Raw genomic sequence first — 20,148 nt, forward strand, 5'->3', positions numbered from 1 at the left:
GCGGCCGGAGGGTTCATGAGATCACTGGCTCTTGCCTGATGATTTGTAGTTTATGATGTCCTGCGCGCGTATCCAACGCGGTTCGCCGCGCTTCATCTGCTGCTGTGCCCGCATGGCGAAGATCTTCGCATCCTTGTAGCTACCGGAATAGAAATGACCTTCGGCGGTGGCAAGCTCGGCGCCCGGTATGTCTCCCAACTCGCCATAAGCCTGCGCCAGATAACGATACCCGGTGGAATTTTCCTTGTCGCGGCTCAGGCCATTGTTGATCTGCACGACAGCTTTCTTGAGCGAATCGGGCGTGCCGACCGCCATCAGCGCCTGGCCAAGCGAAATAGGCAGCAGGCCGGACCGTGCCGGATCGAGGCTGACCGCCTTGGCGTAGGCGTCGGCCGCATCCCCAGGCTTGTTCGCTTTCATCAATATGTCGCCGCGCAGCTCCTGGAAGTAGGCATTCCTGGGCTGCGCCTTGATCAGGGCGTTGGTCTTCGTGAGCGCCGCGTCGAGGTTGCCGTAGAGATAGGTCGACTGGGCATCGCCATATAGCGCCGCCATGCCGCCGCGCATCTTTTGCATCAGCCGCGCCGCGGCGGCCTGGCCTTCCATGTAGACGGCAATCTTCACCCGCATCATGTCATGGCGCTGCTGCAGCGCCGGCGCGTCGGCCTTGTCGACATTTGGGCTCTGCTTGACCAGCACTTCGAGGTTGGCGATGCGGTCCTGCGGCATCGGATGGCTGATCCGGTAGGGATCCACCTGCGCGCCCGACAGCGACAGCGCCGTCTGGAAGCGGTGGAAGGTCTTCAGCATGCCCAAGCCGGACTGGCCCGTCGCATTGAGATAGGTGATGGCGGAGCGGTCGGCGGTGATTTCCTCGGTACGCTGATAGGCGAGGATGCTGCGCTGCGCCATCTCGCCGCCGCCAGCCGCCACGCCCATGCCGGCGCCGGCAAGGCCGCGGCTGTTCGTGGTCGCGCCGGCAACCATGGCGCCGGCACCCAGCAAGGTGGCGATGATGGCCATGGTCTTGGCGCGTTCGAGCTGGTCGCGCAGTTTCTGCTGGTGGCCTCCGGCGATATGCCCGGCCTCGTGCGCGATGACGCCGATGATTTCGTTCGGCGTCTCGGCCGTCATCAGGGCGCCGGTATTGATGAACAGCCGGCGCCCGGTGACGAAGGCGTTGAAGCTGGAATCATTGACCAGCACGATGTCGATGCCGTCATTCGCCAGCCCGGCCGCCCTGAAGATCGGCCGTGCGTAATCGCGCACCAGAGCCTCGATCTCGGCGTCGCGCACCACGGGCACGCCTTGAGCGAAGGCGGTCACCGAACCGGCCATCGCAACCGCGGCGGCAAGCGAGATCGTCGCGAAGGCGCGCGCTGCCTGGGCAATCGTCGATCTGGGTCGGCTCAACATAATGTGTCCACTGGTAGACGAGCGGGCGAAAGATGAAAAGTCGGCGCCGGAAAAACTTCCTCAACTTGTGATCCTCACATCAATCGGGCATTTGTGCGGCGCATGCGTCAGGACCTGGCGCGCTCAATCCTCGCAACAGGGGTAAAAATGGTCGTTTCGCTCTCCCGTCGCGGCAATGTCGAGCCGTTCCACGCCATGGATGTGCTGGCAGAAGCGAACCGGCTGAAGGCCCAGGGCGTGCCGGTGATTTCCATGGCGGTCGGCCAGCCTTCCGATCCGGCGCCTCTCGGGGTTCGCGCCGCCGCGGCCAAGGCGCTGGAGGATGGACGCATTGGCTACACCGACACGCTGGGTCTGACCTCGTTGCGCAAGGCGATCGCCGGGCACTACGCGGATCACTATGGCCTCGATGTCGACCCTGGGCGGATCGCGGTGACCACCGGATCGTCGGCGGCCTTCAATCTTGCCTTTCTGGCGATGTTCGATCCCGGCGACCGGGTCGCCATCGCCGCGCCCGGCTACCCCGCCTATCGCAACATCATGGCCGCCCTTGGCATCGAGGTGATCGAGATCGAACTCAACGACGCGGCTTATCTGCATGCCGGCCATCTGGAGGCCGCGCATCGCGAGAAGCCGTTGAAGGGCGTGCTGTTCGCAAGTCCGGCCAATCCGACCGGCGCCGTCATACCGGCCGACGAACTGGCGACCCTGGTCGCCACGGCGCAATCCCTCGGCATCGCCGTCATTTCCGATGAGATCTATCATCGGCTGGCCTATGGCGCCCCGGACACCACGGCGCTCGCCTTTAGCGACAGCGTGACTGTGATCAATTCCTTCTCGAAATATTATTGCATGACCGGCTGGCGCATCGGCTGGATGGTTTTGCCGGAAGAGCTCGTGCGGCCCGTGCAGCGCATCGCCCAGAGCCTCTACATTTCGCCGCCGGAGCTGTCGCAGATCGCGGCGGTCGAGGCTTTCGCCGCGACCGAGGAACTGGAAGCGGTGAAGCGGCGCTATGCCTGGAACCGCGAGCTTCTGATGACGCGCCTGCCGGAGCTTGGGTTTCCCCTGGCGGCGCCCATGGATGGCGCCTTCTACGCTTTCTGCGATGTCACCCGGCACAGCAATGACAGCATGGCGTTTGCCCGCAAAATGCTGGCCGAGGCGCATGTGGCGGCGACGCCAGGCCGCGATTTCGACACCCGGGCGGGCCACCGCACGATGCGGTTTTCCTATGCCGGCAGCCACGACGACATGGTCGAGGCGATGGCCCGTATCGAACGATGGCTGAGGTAGCGCCATGCCGGAACTCGAACAGGCCCCCAAACTCGATCAAACCCTCAAACTTGATCAAGCCCTCAAACTTGGTCAAGCATTGGCGGAAGTCGCGGCGGAAATGGCGGAACGCACCGATCGCGGCAATGTCGCGACCTATATTCCCCAATTAGGCAAGGTCGACCCAAAGAAGTTCGGCATCTGCGCCGTCACCAATGACGGCCGCACGCTGCTGGCTGGCGATGCCGAGGAAGCATTTTCGATCCAGAGCATCTCGAAAGTGTTCACCCTGACGCTGGCGCTCGGCAATGTCGGCGACGCGCTGTGGAAGCGGGTAGGGCGCGAACCCTCCGGCAACCCGTTCAACTCGATCGTCCAGCTCGAGCACGAGAATGGCATTCCACGCAATCCGTTCATCAATGCCGGCGCCATCGTCATTTCCGACATCCTGCTTGCCGGCCACCAGCCGCGCGAGGCGATCGGCGAGATCCTGCGCTTCATCCAGTTCCTCGCCGACGACGAAACAATCATTATCGACCGCGACGTCGCGGCCTCCGAACGTGCCACCGGCTACCGCAACTTCGCGCTCGCCAATTATATGAAGTCCTTCGGCAATCTCCACCATGCGCCGGAGCTGGCGCTGGGCGTCTATTTCCACCATTGCGCCATCGCAATGAGCTGCCGGCAACTGGCGATGGCCGGTCGCTTCCTCGCCAATGGCGGCAAGAACCCGGCAACCGGGCATTCCGTGGTGTCGGCGGAGCGGGCGCGGCGCATCGGCGCCATGATGCTGACCTGCGGCCACTATGACGGCTCCGGCGACTTCGCCTTCCGCGTCGGTATTCCCGGCAAGAGCGGCGTCGGCGGCGGCATATTGGGCATCGTGCCGGGTGTCGCCTCGCTCGCCGTCTGGTCGCCCGGCCTCAACGCCAACGGCAATTCCAAGCTGGGTTCGATCGCGCTGGAAAAGCTCGCCAGGATGATGAACTGGTCGATCTTCGCTCCCTAGAGCAATTCCAGGAAATGTGTGTAACGGTTTTCCTGGGGGAAGCGCGTAGCGCTTCCCCTTGGGAATTGCGTAAAAACAAAGAGTTAGAGCGGTTCGGCGATTCTATCAAACGCTGAACCGCTCTAGGGCCAAGACCTGCCGGATATGAAAACCCCGCGCCGTTCATTTCGATCGGCGCGGGGGTCTTTTTGTCGAAAATCAACTCAAGTATTTGAAAAGCTTAGAAAAAGCCTTTCCGCTGCCACCAGCCGGCACGCTTGGGCTTTTCTTCGGATTCGGCTTTGGCTTCCGGTTCATCGGCGACGGTCGAGGAAACCACCGGTACGACAGGTATATCGGCGGCTGCCGCCTTGCGGCGTGATGGCCGGGTCTTCGGTGTCTCTCCTGCGACCGCCGCCTCGTCCGAGGCCGTGGCTGGCGTCTCAGCGGCTGCCTTAACGGCCACTTCCACGGTCGGCTCCTCGGCCACAGCCTCGGCGGCTGCCTTCTTCGGCTTGGCTGCGCGCCGCGGCTTCTTGGGCTTTTCGGTGCTAGGCACCTCGTCGCTCACGGTAGTTGCCGGCTCTTCGGCGGCCGCGGCAGTCACCGGCTCGATCGACACAGGCTCGCTTAGCGAAGCGTCAGCCTCGGCAGGTTCGGTCGTTTCACCGGCTGCCGCCTCCGTCTCGCCTTCGCCGTCCTCACGGCGGTTGCGTTTGCCGCCGCGCTTACCGCGTCGGCGCTTCTTGCCCTGGCTATCGTCGGATGCTTCGGCCGTTTCGACGGTCTCGGTCGCGGCGACCGCAGCCTCGTCGTCGTCCTCGGCATCGTCATGGTCCGCCGCGCCTTCCGACGCGGAGAAGCCGTCACCCGACGTGGATGCGCCCTCGGTCGGAGCACCATGCTCGCGGTCGCGATCCTTGCCGCCGCGCCGCCTGCGGCGCTTGCGGCGCTTGCGGTCGCGGCCTTCGCCATCCTCGGCGGTCCGCTGCTGCTGGCCCTGCTGGGGCTGACGCGGCTGTTCGGCCTGAGCCGGCGCTTCGTCCTCTTCCTCGACGACAACGATCTCGTCCTCGGGCTCTTCCGGCTCGATGTAGGCGGGCAGGCTGCGCGCCTCGACGAAGCCTTCCGGCTTTTCGGCCAGCGCGCCGCGGAAGATCGCGTAGTGCTGGGCGCCGACCGTATCGTCGGCCTCGATGGTGATGGTCAGGCCGAAGCGGCTTTCCAGCTCCACCAGCGTGCCGCGCTTGTGGTTGAGCACGTAGAGCGCCGTCGCGGCCGGCGTGCGCACCGTGATGTGGCTGCGCGAATCCTTGAGCAGGAATTCCTCGATCGCCCGCACCACCATCAGCGCGACCGACGAATCGGAGCGCACATGGCCGGTGCCGCCGCAATGCGGGCACGGCTTCATGGTCGATTCCAGCACGCTGGCGCGGATGCGCTGGCGCGACATCTCCATCAGGCCGAAATGCGAGATACGGCCGACCTGAATGCGGGCGCGGTCGTTCTTGAGGTGATCCTTCAGCCGCTTCTCGACGGAGCGGTTGTTACGGTTCTCCTCCATGTCGATGAAGTCGATGACGATCAGGCCGGCAAGGTCGCGCAACCGGAGCTGGCGGGCAACTTCTTCCGCCGCCTCCAGATTGGTGTGGAGCGCGGTGTCCTCGATCGAGTGCTCCTTGGTGGAGCGTCCCGAATTGACGTCGATGGCGACCAGTGCCTCGGTCTGGTTGATGATGATGTAGCCGCCGCTCTTCAGCGTCACCTGCGGCTGCAGCATGCGGTCGAGCTGCGCCTCGATGCCGTTGCGCACGAAGATCGGCGTCGTGTCGCGGAACGGCTGAACCACCTTGGCGTGGCTCGGCATCAGCATGCGCATGAAGTCCTTGGCCTCGCGGTAGCCCTCTTCGCCGGAAACCAGGATCTCGTCGATGTCCTTGTTGTAGAGGTCGCGCACCGAGCGCTTGATCAGGCTGCCTTCCTCGTAGACGAGGGCAGGGGCGGTGGACTGGAGCGTGAGATTGCGCACGTTCTCCCACAGCCGCATCAGATATTCGTAGTCGCGCTTGATCTCGGCCTTGGTGCGGCTCTCGCCGGCGGTACGCAGGATGACCCCCATGCCTTGCGGCACTTCGAGATCGGCAACAACTTCCTTGAGGCGCTTGCGGTCGACCGCGCTGGTGATCTTGCGCGAAATGCCGCCGCCGCGCGCCGTGTTCGGCATCAGCACCGAATAGCGGCCGGCGAGCGACAGATAGGTGGTGAGCGCCGCGCCCTTGTTGCCGCGCTCTTCCTTGACCACCTGCACGAGCAGAATCTGCCGGCGCTTGATCACTTCCTGGATCTTGTACTGGCGACGCACCGGCTTGCGGCGGTTGCGCACTTCTTCCAGCGCATCCTCGGCGCCGACCGATTCGATCTCATGATCGTCGGGATGGGAAGAGGACACTTCCTCCAGCATGCCGCGATCATTGTCGGTGGAGGTGGCTTCGCTGCCTTGCTCCGCCTGGGCGACAGTCTCGGAAATCACATCGGCTTCGACGGAAGCGGCGATCGACTTGGGGCCGCCGTCGCTGGCCTCGCTTTCATCCTGTTCGGAAGAACCGTCGTTATCTTCGGATGCAACGGCGTGCTCCGAGGCATCCGACGCATGTTCCGTGGTTCCGGAAACGTCGGACATGTCCTCGGCGACCGCGTCAGCGCCATTGTCGTTGTTTTCGTCCGTCTCGCCGATGCCTTCGTTTGCGTCCCCGGAATCGGCCGAACCCGCATCGCGCCTGCTTTCACCGCGGTCGCGAGTCTTGCCGCCGCGCCGGCGGCCGCGCCGTCCGCGATCCCGGCTCTGGCGATCCTCGCCTTCGCCGTCCTCGTTCTCCTCGTCCTCGGCCTCCTGCGCTTCCGCGCGCAGCAGTGCCTGACGGTCGGCGACCGGAATCTGGTAGTAATCGGGGTGTATTTCACTGAAGGCGAGAAAACCGTGACGGTTGCCGCCATATTCGACAAAGGCTGCCTGAAGGGAAGGTTCGACGCGCGTTACGCGGGCGAGGTAGATATTTCCTTTGAGCTGCTTCTTGTCCTGGGATTCAAAGTCGAATTCTTCGATACGGTTACCGCGTATGACGACTACGCGTGTTTCCTCCGGGTGGGAGGCGTCTATCAGCATTTTGTTGGGCATTATTTCGTTTCCCCCCGGCAGCCGTCAGCCGCAGCTGGCGGGGCAAAGCCCGCTGCTGTGTGTCTGGATGAGAGTGGGTGCCGGATAATTGAATGTCCGCCGGACGCTGCCCGCGTGTCATGGCGGTGCCGCCCGCAGCCAAATTGGCGCGGTTTGATGCGGACCTTTCCATGATTGCGCTTGAAGCCATCGTCACCAGCAGAACTTTTGAACCAAAGCCCGGAAACCGGACCAGCTTATTTGCTCTTACAGAGCCGGCACGGGAACAACCCGGCCGTTTTCCTCACGCAGGCGATTCCCCCGCCACGGGAGCACACCTGCGAAATTCGTCGCAATCACCTGAAGCCTTTTCGCGTGAAGCGAAAGGAGCCGCCTTTCATCTGACCCTTTAGCAGGAAGCTGCGGAGGAGGGCGGTTCCAGGATTGCAGTGATCCACCATCGCTTTTATGATTTGGCGGGTTGGAAGGCAACCCCGATTTCCGATGCCGGCAAAAAGCAGTTCCGTAGCGTAAGCCTGGTTCCGATCCTTGCATGAAAAGGCTTGGTTAACCTTCTCTGGATACCAATCGTTAATCGAACTCGTGGCCTGACCGGCACTTCGATGAAACGAGCCGGCGCCGGGCGCCAAACCGGGAGCGACTGGAAGAGAGATGGGACTGGCGGACTTCACAGACAAGGGATGCCGTGTTGGCGGCCGGTTTCTGTGCGCCTTCTGTCTCTTGTTGCTGCTGGTGGTTTCGTCCGCCTTTTCCGCTGGTGCCAACGCCGCCGACGCACCGCTCGTGGCGAGGGGGTACAAGATGGCCGGCGACGCCACCAAGATGCGCATCGTCATGGATTTCGATCGCGAGCCCGACATCAAATGGTTCCTGCTGCGCGGGCCCAATCGCCTTGTTATCGATATTGCGAACACGCGATTTGCCATGGATGCCAAGGATTTGAAGCCGCGCGGCCTGGTCAAGGGCGTGCGGCTCGGCGAACTCGGCGAGGGTGCCTCGCGGCTGATTCTGACCGGCAAGGGGCCGTTCGCCGTCGACAAGCTCGATGTGCTCAAGAACGAGGACGGAACCGGTTACCGCATTGCCATCGACATGTCGGCGGCCTCCGAACGAGAGTTCGACGCCGCCCTTGCCAATCAGGCGTTGACCACCGGCTCCACCGTTTCGACCGACAAGGGCGGCCGGGTCGGCACCGGTCCCGTCTCCAATCCGGGCCATCGCTTCACCGTGGTCATCGATCCCGGCCATGGCGGCATAGACGGCGGCGCCGAGGGCCTGAACGGCACCATCGAGAAGAACGTCACCCTGGCCTTTGCCACGGAGCTGCGCGACAAGCTCGCGGCCATCGGCAGATACGATGTCTTCATGACCCGCGATACCGATGAATATCTGCGCCTGGACGACCGCGTGCGCATTGCCCGCCAGCACGAGGCCGATCTGCTGATTTCGATCCATGCCGACACGATCAGCGTCAGGGGCATCCGCGGCGCCACGGTCTATACGGTCTCCGACAAGGCCTCCGACCCGGAAGCGCAGGCGCTTGCCGACCGCGAAAACCTGTCCGACCAGTTCGCCGGCATGGTCATCAAGGACGACAACAAGGAAGTCACCGACATCCTCATCGACCTGATCCGCCGCGAGACGCACACTTTCTCGATGAGTTTTGCCCACACATTGGTCGGCCAGCTCTCGACCAGCGTTGGCCTGATCAACAATCCGCAGCGTTCGGCGGGATTCAAGGTGCTGAAGGCGCCGGACGTGCCGTCGGTGCTGGTCGAGCTCGGCTATCTCTCCAACGCCAAGGACGAGGCGCAGCTGCTCGACGCCGAATGGCGCGGCAAGGCGGCGCAAAGCATCACCAATGCCGTCGCATTGTTCGCTTCCGCGCGCGCGGGGGTCGGAACCGGAGGTTGACATGCGTCGCGGCGCCAGCAACCTGAAGCGGCGTTGCGGGATGACAACACAAGGTGCTTTTATTTCCGGCTTGCGGCCGCCAAACGCGGCCTTGCCGTATTTTGTCCACATGGTCGCGACATGGGTTTTCCGATTACGGTTTGGGACCGGCTCGAAAGCTTGCGTGGAAGGCGGCTTCGTTTAGGAAATTCCCGAACCAAGGACTGGAGCGGGTATGATTCGTCTCATTGGCTATTTCTTCGGCATCGGCACGACGCTGGCCCTTTTGGTCGCGGCGGGCGTTGCGATTTACATCGGCCACCTGTCGAAGGACCTGCCCGACTACGAGGTTCTGGCCAAGTACGAGCCGCCGGTGACCACCCGCATCCACGCCTCGGACGGGTCGCTGATGGCGGAATACGCGCGCGAACGTCGCCTTTATCTGCCGATCCAGGCCATTCCGGATCGGGTCAAGGCCGCTTTCCTGTCCGCCGAGGACAAGAATTTCTACAACCACCCGGGCATCGACGTGACCGGCCTTGGCCGCGCCATCATCGTCAATTTTCAGAATCTCGGCTCGGGCAGGCGTCAGGTCGGCGCCTCGACGATCACCCAGCAGGTGGCCAAGAACTTCCTGTTGACCGCGGACCAGACCTACGAGCGCAAGATCAAGGAAATGATCCTGGCCTTCCGCATCGAGCAGGCCTATCCCAAGGACCGCATTCTCGAGCTCTACCTCAACGAAATCTTCTTCGGCTTCGGTGCCTATGGCGTCGCCGGAGCGGCATTGACCTATTTCGACAAGTCGGTGAACGAACTGACCGTGGCCGAGGCCGCTTACCTGGCCTCCCTGCCGAAGGGGCCGAACAACTATCACCCGTTCAAGCATGCCGATCGCGCGATCGAGCGCCGCAACTGGGTCATCGACCAGATGGTCGAGAATGGCTACGTCACGCGTGAGGAAGGCAATAAGGCCAAGGCCGAGCCGCTCGGCGTGACGCCGCGCCGCACCGGCACCTATCTGTTCGCCGGCGAATATTTCACCGAGGAAGTGCGTCGCCAGATCATCGCCCGCTACGGCGAGAACGCGCTCTACGAAGGCGGCCTGTCCGTACGCACCACGCTCGACCCGAAGATCCAGCTGATCGCTCGCAAGGCGATGCAGAACGGCCTCATCAAATACGACACGCTGCGCGGCTATCGCGGGCCGGTGACGACCATCGACGCGTCAGGCGACTGGGGCGTGCCGCTGGGCGCCGTCAAGGGACTGGAGGACGTTCCGGAGTGGTCGCTGGCCGTCGTGCTCGACAGTTCGGCGTCAGGTCTGTCGATCGGCCTGCAACCCGCGCGCCAGGCGTCGGGCGATATCGTGAAGGAACGCGTCGAAGGCACCGTCAGCAAAGAAGACATGGGCTTTGCCATGCGCCATGTGGTCGACGGCAAGACGGTCAGGGCCAAGTCGCCGGCCGACGTGCTGAAGCCGGGCGACGTCATCTTCGTGCAGAAGAACGATGGCTCCGACAATGCCTACAGCCTGCGTCAGGTTCCCGAGGTGGAAGGCGGTCTGATCGCCATGGATCCGCATACCGGCCGCGTGCTGGCCATGGTCGGGGGCTTCTCCTACGCCCAGTCCGAGTTCAACCGCGCCACCCAGGCGATGCGCCAGCCGGGCTCCTCGTTCAAGCCGATCGTCTATTCGGCCGCGCTCGACAATGGCTATACGCCGGCCTCGGTGATCATGGATGGACCGATCACCATCCAGAGCGGCAACACCACCTGGACGCCGAAGAACTATGACGGCACGGTCGCCGGACCGGCAACGCTGCGATCCGGCATCGAGAAATCGCGCAACCTGATGACGGTGCGGCTTGCCAACGACATGGGCATGAAGCTGGTCGTCGAATATGCCGAACGCTTCGGCGTCTATGATCATCTGGCGCCTTATCTGCCGATGGCGCTGGGCTCCGGCGAGACGACCGTGATGCGCATGGTTTCGGCCTATTCGATCATGGCCAATGGCGGCAAGTCGATCAAACCGTCGCTGATCGACCGCATCCAGGATCGCTACGGCAAGACGGTGTTCAAGCAGGATGAGCGCGGCTGCGAGGGCTGCAACGCGCCTGAATGGAAGCATCAGCCGGAGCCGGAACTGGTCGACAATTCCGAGCAGGTGCTCGATCCGATGACCGCCTACCAGATCACCTCGATGATGGAAGGCGTCGTCCAGCGCGGCACCGGCGCCACCATTGGGGAGCTTGGTCGCCACATCGCCGGCAAGACCGGCACCACCAACGACGAAAAGGACGCCTGGTTCATTGGCTACACGCCGAACCTCGTGGTCGGGCTCTACATGGGTTACGACACGCCGCGCGGCCTTGGCCATGGCGCCACCGGCGGCGGTCTTGCCGCGCCGATCTTCAAGGATTTCATGCGCGTGGCGCTGGACGGCACGCCCAATGTCGACTTCAAGGTGCCTGACGGCATGAACCTGGTCGCCATCAACCGCAAGACCGGTATGCGGGCTTCCTCGGGCGATCCGGGAACCATCATCGAGGCCTTCAAGCCGGGCACCGGCCCCGCCGACAGCTACTGGGTGATCGGCATGGGCGCCGATGGCTCCAACGCATCGGGTGGCGCACTGTCGCCGCAGGCCAACCAGGCCATCCAGGACGGCGGCGGCGGCCTTTACTGACGGTTCACACGCCGAAATGGGCCAGCCCCCTGGGCTGGCCCATTTCGCTTTACACATGGCGGCACCGTCCCTATGTATCGCGCCGACCGAAGCGTCATTTCAGCAACAGGACAAAACATCAGGCCATGCGCGCGGAAACGCAGAATATTGTCGACGAGATCAGGCAGGCGATAACCCTGCTGAGGAGGCATCTTTGACTGGGATCAGGCCATAAAGCGGCTTGAATACCTCAATGTGCGGGCCGAGGACGCCAGCCTCTGGAACGAACCGCTGGAAGCGCAGAAGCTGATGCGCGAACGCCAGGGCCTCGAGGAAGGCATCGCCTCTGTCAAAGGCCTGACCCAGGCGCTGGAAGACAATATCGGCCTGATCGAACTGGGCGAGGAAGAGGGCGACGAAGGCGTCATCGCCGAGGCCGAGGCCGCGCTCCGCTCGATGCAGGGCGAGGCCAAGGCCCGCCAGGTCGAAACGCTGCTCTCGGGCGAGGCCGACGGCAACGACACCTATCTCGAAGTCCATGCAGGCGCCGGCGGCACCGAAAGCCAGGACTGGGCGTCGATGCTGCTGCGCATGTACACGCGCTGGGCCGAGCGCCGGCGCTTCAAGGTCGAGGTGCTTGAAGTGCATGACGGCGAGGAGGCCGGCATCAAGTCCGCCACGCTTCTGATCAAGGGCCACAATGCCTATGGTTGGCTGAAGACCGAATCCGGCGTCCACCGCCTGGTGCGCATCTCGCCCTATGACAGCAATGCGCGCCGGCACACATCCTTCTCCAGCGTGTGGGTCTATCCCGTCGTCGACGATGCGATCGAGATCGACGTTTCCGAATCGGACGTCCGCATCGATACCTATCGGTCGTCGGGTTCCGGCGGCCAGCATGTCAACACCACCGATTCGGCCGTGCGCATCACCCATATCGCCACCGGCATCGCGGTCGCCTGCCAGGCGGAACGCTCGCAGCACAAGAACAAGGCGAAGGCCTGGGAAATGCTGCGCTCGCGACTCTATGAGGAAGAGCTGAAGAAGCGCGAAGCGGTGGCCAACGCGACCGAAGCCTCGAAGAGCGACATCGGCTGGGGTCACCAGATCCGTTCCTACGTGCTGCAGCCCTACCAGTTGGTGAAGGATCTGCGCACCGGGGTCGAAAGCACCAGCCCCTCCAGCGTCCTCGATGGTGATCTCGACGACTTCATGGAAGCATCGCTGTCACAGCGCATCGAAGGCGGTGCCGGCGAAGCCGTGGCGGATCTGGATTAAACGGTCCGCGCGTCTTCGGTTCGGCCGGTTTCCTCATGATCTCGGCGCGGGTGCTACCGTGTGAGAAACAGATTGTGCCGCGAAGGCCGGGCAATATGCGGCCTCCGGCAATTCTTGCGCCGACTCACATTTCGGCTCACCATCGCGGCCGGGAGAAGACAAAAGCATTTATGGCCGGTCGCGGCATATCTGCTGACGGTTCGGCCGTTGGGAAGACACGTTCCGGGAAACGGGCAGGCGAAACGCTTGAACCTCGTTTGAAAGGAACGTTGCCATGTTTGCTTCCAGTTCCAGATCAGCCGTCGCCGTTCCGTCGGTTGGCCAACTCCTCCTTCCTGTGTACGCGGCCTGTGTGATCGCATCCGTGTCGGCACCGGCTGTGGCGCATGACGCCAAGCCGACCGCGGCCAAGCCGCAAGGCTGGAGTTACCCGTTCGCCTGTTGCGCCAATTTCGACTGCCACGAGGTGTCGCAAACCTCGATCAGCGAGCGCCCGGACGGCTATGTCATCAAGGACACCGGGGAGGTGCTGGCCTATAGCGACAGGCGAATCAAGGATTCGCCCGATGGCGAGTTCCATTGGTGCGCGCATGAGGCCGGGCTTGATGCCGGCAAGACCATCTGCCTGTTCGTGCCGCCATTGTCCTACTAGTTTGGATCTGCTGCCGCCTGTCCAGGCCTAAAGCCTGCTGACGGACGGTTGTCAGGATCGCCTCTTTATGGTGCCCTGCCGCCTGGGCGGCGGACAATGGAGAGGTGATGTTCATGACCATCAAGGCAAGCTGCCACTGCAAGGCGACGACATTCGAGGTTTCGGAGGCACCGGGCACGGTGACGCAATGCACCTGTTCGTTCTGCTCGAAACGCGGCTCGCTCTGGGCCTATTACGTCCCATCGCAGTTCAGGCTCATCACGCCGCTGAAGAACGTTGCCTTCTATCAGTGGGGCTCGAAGACCATAAAGCACGGTTTTTGCGCCACTTGCGGCTGTGGCACTTTCACCGAAACGCCGGACTGGTCGACCGGCGAGCCGGATTTCGACAATCCGAAGATCAGCGTCAACGCGCGGCTGTTCGATGATTTCGATCTCGACAAGGTCGAAGTGGTGGTCATTGACGGCAAGAATCTCTGGTAGCCGGTCACGGCGCTTCGTCACGCCGCCAGCTCCGGGAAAAGCCGCGCCGGCCACTTTTCCCGTTCCGCTTTTCGCCGCAATTCATGGTACAAGTCGCGGCAAGGGCTGATTTGGCGCCATCGTAAGGCGTGACTTTGAGAGGGATCATTCTATGAAAAAGACCGTGCTCGTCGTTGTGGCGACGGCTTTGCTCGTGACCGCGTGCACCACCACCGATCCGTATACGGGCGACCAGAAGATTTCCAACACGGCCGCGGGCGCCGGTCTCGGCGCGTTGGCCGGTGCCAGCCTCGGCCTGCTTGCCGGCGGCAATGACCGCCGCAACGCGCTGATCGGCGCCGGCATCGGCGCGCTGGCCGGCGGCGCCATCGGCGCCACGATGGACCAGAACGAGGCGGAACTGCGCCGGCAGCTTCAGGGCACCGGCGTCAGCGTCACCCGCAGCGGCGACCAGATCATCCTCAACATGCCGTCCGACATCACCTTCAATATCGATCAGGACGCTGTGAAGCCCGGTTTCTATCCGGTGCTGAATTCCGTCGCGCTGGTGCTGAAGAAGTTCAAGCAGACCACGGTCGACGTCTTTGGCCATACCGATTCGACCGGTGGCGATCAGCACAATTTCGATCTGTCGCAGCGCCGTGCGCTGGCGGTCGCCAACTACCTCTCCGGCCAGGGCGTTGATCAACGCCGCTTCGCCGTCACCGGCTTCGGCAAGACGCGGCCGATCGCTTCCAACGCGACGGCCGCTGGTCGCGAACAGAACCGGCGCGTCGAGATCCAGCTTTCGCCGCTCACCTGATTGTTCGGCAAGGAAATGCGAAACGGCCCCGTCGGGGGCCGTTTTTGTTTGAGCGGATTTCGACCCCCCTCTCGGGGTGCCGCTTTAAAATTAGCAATATCTAAATAACTGCTTTCCCGCGGTCACGGAAAGGAATAGCATCGACATCGTTCCAGAGGGGATGAGGCGGTACAACTGGCCGCGTAATCGACACTTTCCGCCTCGGTCTTGCACGGCCAGATCATGAAATCTGGGAGGAATGCAATGACAAGAACAGCCAGCCTTGGACGCTGCGGCGTCCTCGCTTTGACAAGCGTCGTCGGTGCATGGTTGGGCCTCGCTGTGGCTCATGCCGAGGACGCCAGCAAGGCCGACATCGAGGCCTTGAAGAAGTCGCTCGCCAAATATGAGGACTACACCGCCGCCGTCCGCGATCTCTATCTCTCGACGGTCGGCTGCGTCTATTACAGTGGCGAAAAGATACCCGGCTCCATGGACTATCCGAAGGGCGCCATGGGCATCCATTTCGTCAACGTCCCGAGTGTCGGCCAGAAGCTCGACCCGATGAAGCCCAACGTCCTGATCTACGAGCCGACCAGGAAAGGCCTGAAATTGGTCGGCGTGGAATGGCTGGTGCCGTTGACCCCGGACGTCAAGGCGCCGCCGAAGCTGTTTGGTCAAACCTTCATGGGCCCGATGGAGGGACATTATCCGCTCATTCCGAGGGAGTTCGTCCACTATGATCTTCACGCTTGGCTGTTCGCCGACAATCCGAACGGCATGTTCAGCCCGACGAATCCGAAGGTGAAATGCAACAAAGCCGAGTTCCCGATGCTGGAGAAGCCGACCAAGATGATGCCTGGGCCAATGTAACGAGCGAACTGGAGCGGGCGGTTCGATGTTCCGCGGAACGCCGAACCGCTCTAACTCTTTGTCATGGCAAGCGCTTCTGCGAGGATTTCGCATATACGGAAGATCGTTTTATCGGCAAGATCGGTCCAACAGGGTAGCCCCAGTTGCGTCGCCACCAGCGTGTCAGTGATCGGCAAAGGCATCTTTGGAAGGTGTGCGAAGGCCGCTTGCCGGTGCAGACCGCCACCCCACCAGCGGCGTACGCCGATCCCCGTTTCCGTCAGCGCCGTGAGCGCCCGGTCCATTGATCCCAGCGGCAAGCCAACCGTGACGGTGGAGGATATCCATCGTTCACCGAACCCGGCTGGAAGGCTCACCCCGGAGACGGGTGCAAGCGAGCGCCTGTAGCTCATGGCAACATGTTTGTAGGCGGCACGCGTATGTGGCCAGACGTCAAGCGCGGCCAAGCCGACAGCGGCCCCGTACTCGCTGAGCTTGCCATTCAATGCCGGCGAGATCGCTTCACGCGAACCCAGAAAGCCAAAATTGGCGGCTTTCGCAATTTCGCCAATCAGGACACCATCATTGGACGCTATGAGGCAACCTTCGCCGATGCCGAGTGCCTTCGTGGCATGCAGGCTGACGACAGCTGGAACCTGAGACGGCGTCAATGTGTCGAAGGCAGCGGCCGCGTCGATCACCACGGCAAGACCAGTCTCGCTCTTGAATCCATCCCAGTTCGCGAGGTCCATCGGCCGGCCAAACGGCATGACTGGCATGACTGCACCGACATGCCCGGGGGCTTGGCGGAGGAACTCCGCCGAAGCCTCGGGCAGCAATTGTTGAGAATCCAAGTCGACATCGACGAGCCACGGAACAAGCCCAGCCAGGATCGCAGCATGCGCGCTCGCGGCGAAGGTCCAGGACGGCATCATGCAGAGGCTGCCTTTCGGGGGAGTTTGAGCCATCAGTGCCAGTGCTAGGCCCAATGTTGCGTTTGCTCCGCAGACGATGTGGCCGGCAGCGAACCGAACTTCCAGGGCTTGCTGAAAGCGCCGGTTTAATGGACCGTTGTTGCTATACCAACGGAGCGCGTCTATCTCGCGCAGATAGGGAAGGATGCCCTCGGCCGTTGGCAACCGCGGCCGCGCCACCGGAATATCTGGTGCGGGAACGGGATCGGCGTCCCATAGCCTGTCTGGGCTCAAGCTCCGTCACCCGCTGTCAGACATGTATAGAGCTCTTCGTTTTTGGTTATCGGTCGCAAGGTTTCGGGTCGGCTGGTTCCGATCTCGATCTTTCTGCTCGTCAGCGCTATGGTGTGGAAATGCCAGTGTTCCGCGCAGAGCAGCACGAAACTGGCTAATGGTATTGCTTCCCGGCCGCAGAGACGCCGATTCCGGCGCCAGTGCCTGACATACGCACTGCCGAGCGAAAGCACGCGCCGCCGGGCCAGCAGAGCTCTAAACAGGCGAGCAGCCATCAGAATAGCACTGGCAACGTCCGCCATCCGGTTGATGACGGAACGCTTCCGGCCGGCCAAGGCCGCAACGGTCGCTCGGTTCTTGCGAAAGCCCGGTGATCCGACATAGCCATCCACAAGCCGGCGGAAGTACGCGTCGGGCTCGTAGAGGCGCCGCACCAACCTGTCGTAGCCGATCTTCAGCGCTTCGCGCGTCATACTCTTCGGGTGAAAACTGACGTCGGGATCATCAAGATCCAGGCGGCCTTCCATCTTCAGCCGGTCGTAGAGCGGCGTTGTCGGAATCGGGCATAAGATTGCCACCGATGCCTGGGCGATGCCGATTTGCTGAATGAACTCGAACTGTTCGTCGAAGATCGCGTCATCGTCGCTGTCAAAACCGACAATGAATCCCGCCTGGATCACCAGCCCGCTGTCGCGGATGCGCTGCAGCTTGTCGATCATGCTGTCGCCACGGACGTTCTGGACCTTTCGCGTCTCGACCAATGACGCGGCACGGGGCGACTCAACACCGATAAAGACCTGGCGGAAGTTGGCCAGGCGCATCAGATCGAGCATTTCTTCGTCATCGGCCAGATTGATGCTGGCCTCTGTCGAAAAGACCAATGGATAGCCATTGGCCTGCTGCCAATCGACCAAGGCTCGCAGAAGCTCCTTGGCCTTGACCTTGTTGCCGATGAAATTGTCGTCGACCAGAAAACAGATGCGGAACCCCGCCCTCACGATGGCCTCAAATTCGCGAATCATTTGCGCCGGCAACTTTAGACGGGGGCGGCGGCCGAAGATGGTGATGATGTCACAGAATTCGCAAAGGAAGGGACATCCCCGTGAAAACTGTAAGGACGCCATCATGTAGCTCCCGGGTTTGAGCAGATCGTATCGAGGCGTCGGCACGGTCTCCATATTTGTTTTCGCGTTCTGCTCATAACGGGTCTGAACTGTCTCACCGAGGGCGAAAGCCGTCAGGAAGGCTGGCCATGTCTCTTCAGCTTCGCCGATGAAGCGCACGTCGCAGCGATCGAGAAATTCCGCCTCCGACACTGAGACGTAGGGGCCGCCCACGACCACGGTGACCGGGAGATCGCGAAGTCCGTCGAGTATTTCAAATAAACGGTCACGTTGCACGATCATGCCGGTCACGCCGATGATGTCGAAGCCGGCCAGACGCTCGAAATCGACGTCCTCGACATTCTCGTCGAGCAGGACGACCTCGCAGTGGTCAGGAGCAAGCGCCGCCAGAGCCGGCAAGGACCCGGTCACGGTCCAGTTGCGCTTGTTGCCAGGCAGAACAGGAAGCACCTCGTCACGGGTCCAGTAAGACGGGCGAAACCGCGGATTGACGAGGCAAACCCGAAGCTGGCGCAACGACGGCATTTTCGCATTGTGCATCGAAGCTGAGCCTGTCTGAATTGCGGGATCCGGACTTGCGTTTCGCGTAGATTGCCACGAGGTGTACAAGTTCGTCTCCAGATCTTATCACCAATTCCACAAGACCTCGCAATGACTGATACGGCGGCATGACCCCGCGATCGGCGATCGGTGACGAGCGGACCAAAGCATAACGGGGAGGGATGGCGTGGCGGACGTGGTTATTTTTGGAGCAGGGCAACTTGCTGAAGTCGCCAAAGCCTATTTCGATAAATTCAGCGAGGATCGTGTCGTCGGGTTCACTGTCGACAAAGGCTTTCTCACGCAAACCGAATTCAAGAATCTCCCCGTGGTCGCCTGGGAAGGACTTGAAGAGCGCTTTCCGCCTGGCACGGTCAAACTTATCGGTCCGCTCAGTTACCAGAGGCTAAACGAGTTCCGACGGGACCGGCACAGGGAAGGCAGGGCGCGTGGATACGACTTCGCGCGCTTCATCCATCCTTCGGCGCACAACATGGCGGAGATGGTTGGCGACAACTGTTTCATCCTGGAAAACTGCACGCTACAGCCGTTTGTCCGCCTAGGTGAGGGCGTAATTATCTGGAGCAACAGCCATGTGGGCCATCACACCACAGTCGACGACTTCTGCTTTCTCTCGTCGCAGGTGGGGCTGGCAAGTGGTGTCCATATCGGCACCTGCTGCTTCATCGGTGGCCAGGTCGGCGTCGACAACGGCATCACGGTCGGCTCGGGAACTTACATCGAGTCCCGAGCGATGATCCGGCGCGATTTGCCGCCCAACAGTGTGGTGCGTCATCCATTCGATTTGCCGAAACCCTATTCGAGCGACCGTCTCAAAGCTATGAAGTTTCGCTAATGCCCGACTATAAGTGGACCAGGAAGGGGCTTCTGCTGCCGGTAAAGGCCGGACACCAATGGTGGGCCAGCCATGCACAAAGCCCGACGGTGCTCGCCTTGTCATCTCGGCTCTGGCGAATCTATTTCGCGGGCCGCGATGCCGGCAATCTGTCGTCCATGATGGCAGTCGATGTCGACCCGCTGGACGGCATGCGCATACTGGCCGAGCATCTCGATGCAATAATGGTGCCCGGCCCGCCGGGGACCTTCGATAGCAGCGGGTTGGGACCTTCCTGCGCGCTCATAATCGGCGGCCGCATCCACCTCTATTATTCTGGTATTTATCCACGCCTCGATGTTCGCACTCAGCTTGCCATCGGACTTGCCATCAGCGACGACGGGCTGACTTTCGAGCGGATATCCCCTGGGCCGGTCCGCGGGATTGGGCCGAAAGATCCATATTTCGTGTCGACCCCCTTCGTCAGCGCAATCGAGGGCGGCTACCGCATGTGGTATACAAGCGGTACTGGCTGGATGGATGTCGACGGAAGCCGGGAGCCCGTCTATGGCATACGCAGTTGCATTTCAGAAGACGGAATCCTGTGGGAAACAGGCTCGAGCCTCTGCCTGCATGAGGACGCCGATGAGGGGGCCAGCCTGACGCGTCCTTGGGTTACACAGGGGGATGACGGGATGCGGCTGTGGTACAGTCGGCGTGGAAAGCAGTTTCGTAACGGCGGCAACGAAGCCTATCGCCTTTTTTCACGACGTATCAATGCCCGAGGTGACATAGTAGGTGAAGCGGAGCCTGTGATTTTCAGCAATTCGCCGGTAGCAGGTGATTTCGACAGCTGGATGCAGGCCTATGGTTGCGTCATGCAGTGCGCCTCTGGTGAAGTGATGTTCTACAATGGCAACGGGTTTGGCCAAGATGGCATCGGTTGGGCAACCCGCGATCTGAGGTGACGGGAATAGG

The 20,148-nt window shown here is 61.9% G+C and carries 16 protein-coding genes; 12 read left to right on the plus strand and 4 right to left on the minus strand.

What is annotated here, in order from left to right:
* Window positions 1-21 precede the first annotated feature (21 nt).
* Window positions 22-1,416, minus strand: coding sequence for a M48 family metalloprotease (locus LB569_RS06455; RefSeq protein WP_224691535.1), 1,395 nt, complete (start codon window positions 1,414-1,416; stop codon window positions 22-24).
* Between the two features lie 147 nt (window positions 1,417-1,563).
* On the opposite strand from LB569_RS06455, the gene LB569_RS06460 reads away from it, so the two are divergent.
* Both LB569_RS06460 and LB569_RS06465 read left to right on the plus strand, forming a co-directional pair.
* Window positions 1,564-2,712 (plus strand): pyridoxal phosphate-dependent aminotransferase, encoded by a 1,149-nt coding sequence (locus LB569_RS06460; protein WP_224691536.1) that lies wholly within the window; start codon window positions 1,564-1,566, stop codon window positions 2,710-2,712.
* Between the two features lie 4 nt (window positions 2,713-2,716).
* Window positions 2,717-3,700, plus strand: a complete 984-nt coding sequence (locus LB569_RS06465; RefSeq protein ID WP_224691537.1) for a glutaminase — start codon at window positions 2,717-2,719, stop codon at window positions 3,698-3,700.
* Between the two features lie 220 nt (window positions 3,701-3,920).
* Here LB569_RS06465 and LB569_RS06470 read toward each other — a convergent pair whose 3' ends face one another.
* Entirely contained in the window at window positions 3,921-6,854 is a 2,934-nt protein-coding gene (locus LB569_RS06470) for a ribonuclease E/G (protein ID WP_224691538.1), read from the minus strand.
* Window positions 6,855-6,946: 92 nt separating this feature from the next.
* Between LB569_RS06470 and LB569_RS06475 the strand changes: the two genes are divergently transcribed.
* The 8 genes from LB569_RS06475 to LB569_RS06510 all read left to right on the plus strand — a co-directional run bounded on the left by LB569_RS06475 (window position 6,947) and on the right by LB569_RS06510 (window position 15,484).
* Window positions 6,947-7,246, plus strand: coding sequence for a hypothetical protein (locus LB569_RS06475; RefSeq protein ID WP_224691539.1), 300 nt, complete (start codon window positions 6,947-6,949; stop codon window positions 7,244-7,246).
* A gap of 259 nt (window positions 7,247-7,505) precedes the next feature.
* The gene (locus LB569_RS06480; protein WP_224691540.1) at window positions 7,506-8,768 is read left to right on the plus strand and encodes an N-acetylmuramoyl-L-alanine amidase; all 1,263 of its coding nucleotides are present in this window, start codon (window positions 7,506-7,508) and stop codon (window positions 8,766-8,768) included.
* A 214-nt stretch (window positions 8,769-8,982) separates the two neighbouring features.
* On the plus strand, window positions 8,983-11,439 hold the full coding sequence (locus tag LB569_RS06485; protein WP_224691541.1) for a penicillin-binding protein 1A: 2,457 nt from the start codon (window positions 8,983-8,985) through the stop codon (window positions 11,437-11,439).
* 125 nt (window positions 11,440-11,564) lie between these two features.
* A protein-coding gene (gene prfB, locus LB569_RS06490; protein WP_140710339.1) for a peptide chain release factor 2 occupies window positions 11,565-12,696 on the plus strand; the annotation gives its coding sequence in 2 pieces (ribosomal slippage) (window positions 11,565-11,630 and window positions 11,632-12,696; 1,131 coding nt in all).
* 274 nt (window positions 12,697-12,970) lie between these two features.
* Complete coding sequence (locus tag LB569_RS06495) at window positions 12,971-13,348, plus strand: hypothetical protein (protein WP_224691542.1); 378 nt, start codon at window positions 12,971-12,973, stop codon at window positions 13,346-13,348.
* Between the two features lie 113 nt (window positions 13,349-13,461).
* Window positions 13,462-13,830, plus strand: coding sequence for a GFA family protein (locus LB569_RS06500; RefSeq protein WP_224691892.1), 369 nt, complete (start codon window positions 13,462-13,464; stop codon window positions 13,828-13,830).
* Between the two features lie 151 nt (window positions 13,831-13,981).
* The gene (locus LB569_RS06505; protein ID WP_224534496.1) at window positions 13,982-14,632 is read left to right on the plus strand and encodes an OmpA family protein; all 651 of its coding nucleotides are present in this window, start codon (window positions 13,982-13,984) and stop codon (window positions 14,630-14,632) included.
* Between the two features lie 243 nt (window positions 14,633-14,875).
* Entirely contained in the window at window positions 14,876-15,484 is a 609-nt protein-coding gene (locus LB569_RS06510) for a hypothetical protein (RefSeq protein WP_224691543.1), read from the plus strand.
* A 50-nt stretch (window positions 15,485-15,534) separates the two neighbouring features.
* Here LB569_RS06510 and LB569_RS06515 read toward each other — a convergent pair whose 3' ends face one another.
* The gene (locus LB569_RS06515) at window positions 15,535-16,671 is read right to left on the minus strand and encodes a DegT/DnrJ/EryC1/StrS family aminotransferase (protein WP_224691544.1); all 1,137 of its coding nucleotides are present in this window, start codon (window positions 16,669-16,671) and stop codon (window positions 15,535-15,537) included.
* Window positions 16,668-18,335, minus strand: a complete 1,668-nt coding sequence (locus tag LB569_RS06520; protein WP_224691545.1) for a B12-binding domain-containing radical SAM protein — start codon at window positions 18,333-18,335, stop codon at window positions 16,668-16,670. Before LB569_RS06520 ends, LB569_RS06515 begins: the two co-directional genes overlap by 4 nt.
* Window positions 18,336-18,522: 187 nt before the next feature.
* Between LB569_RS06520 and LB569_RS31920 the strand changes: the two genes are divergently transcribed.
* Both LB569_RS31920 and LB569_RS06530 read left to right on the plus strand, forming a co-directional pair.
* Entirely contained in the window at window positions 18,523-19,191 is a 669-nt protein-coding gene (locus tag LB569_RS31920) for an acetyltransferase (RefSeq protein ID WP_224691546.1), read from the plus strand.
* Window positions 19,191-20,138: a hypothetical protein gene (locus LB569_RS06530; RefSeq protein WP_224691547.1), complete on the plus strand. Its 948-nt coding sequence runs from the start codon at window positions 19,191-19,193 to the stop codon at window positions 20,136-20,138. Before LB569_RS31920 ends, LB569_RS06530 begins: the two co-directional genes overlap by 1 nt.
* The last annotated feature ends 10 nt before the right edge of the window (window positions 20,139-20,148 follow it).

Origin of the sequence: Mesorhizobium sp. BH1-1-4 (genome assembly GCF_020165665.1) — a bacterium.
GTDB lineage: Bacteria > Pseudomonadota > Alphaproteobacteria > Rhizobiales > Rhizobiaceae > Mesorhizobium.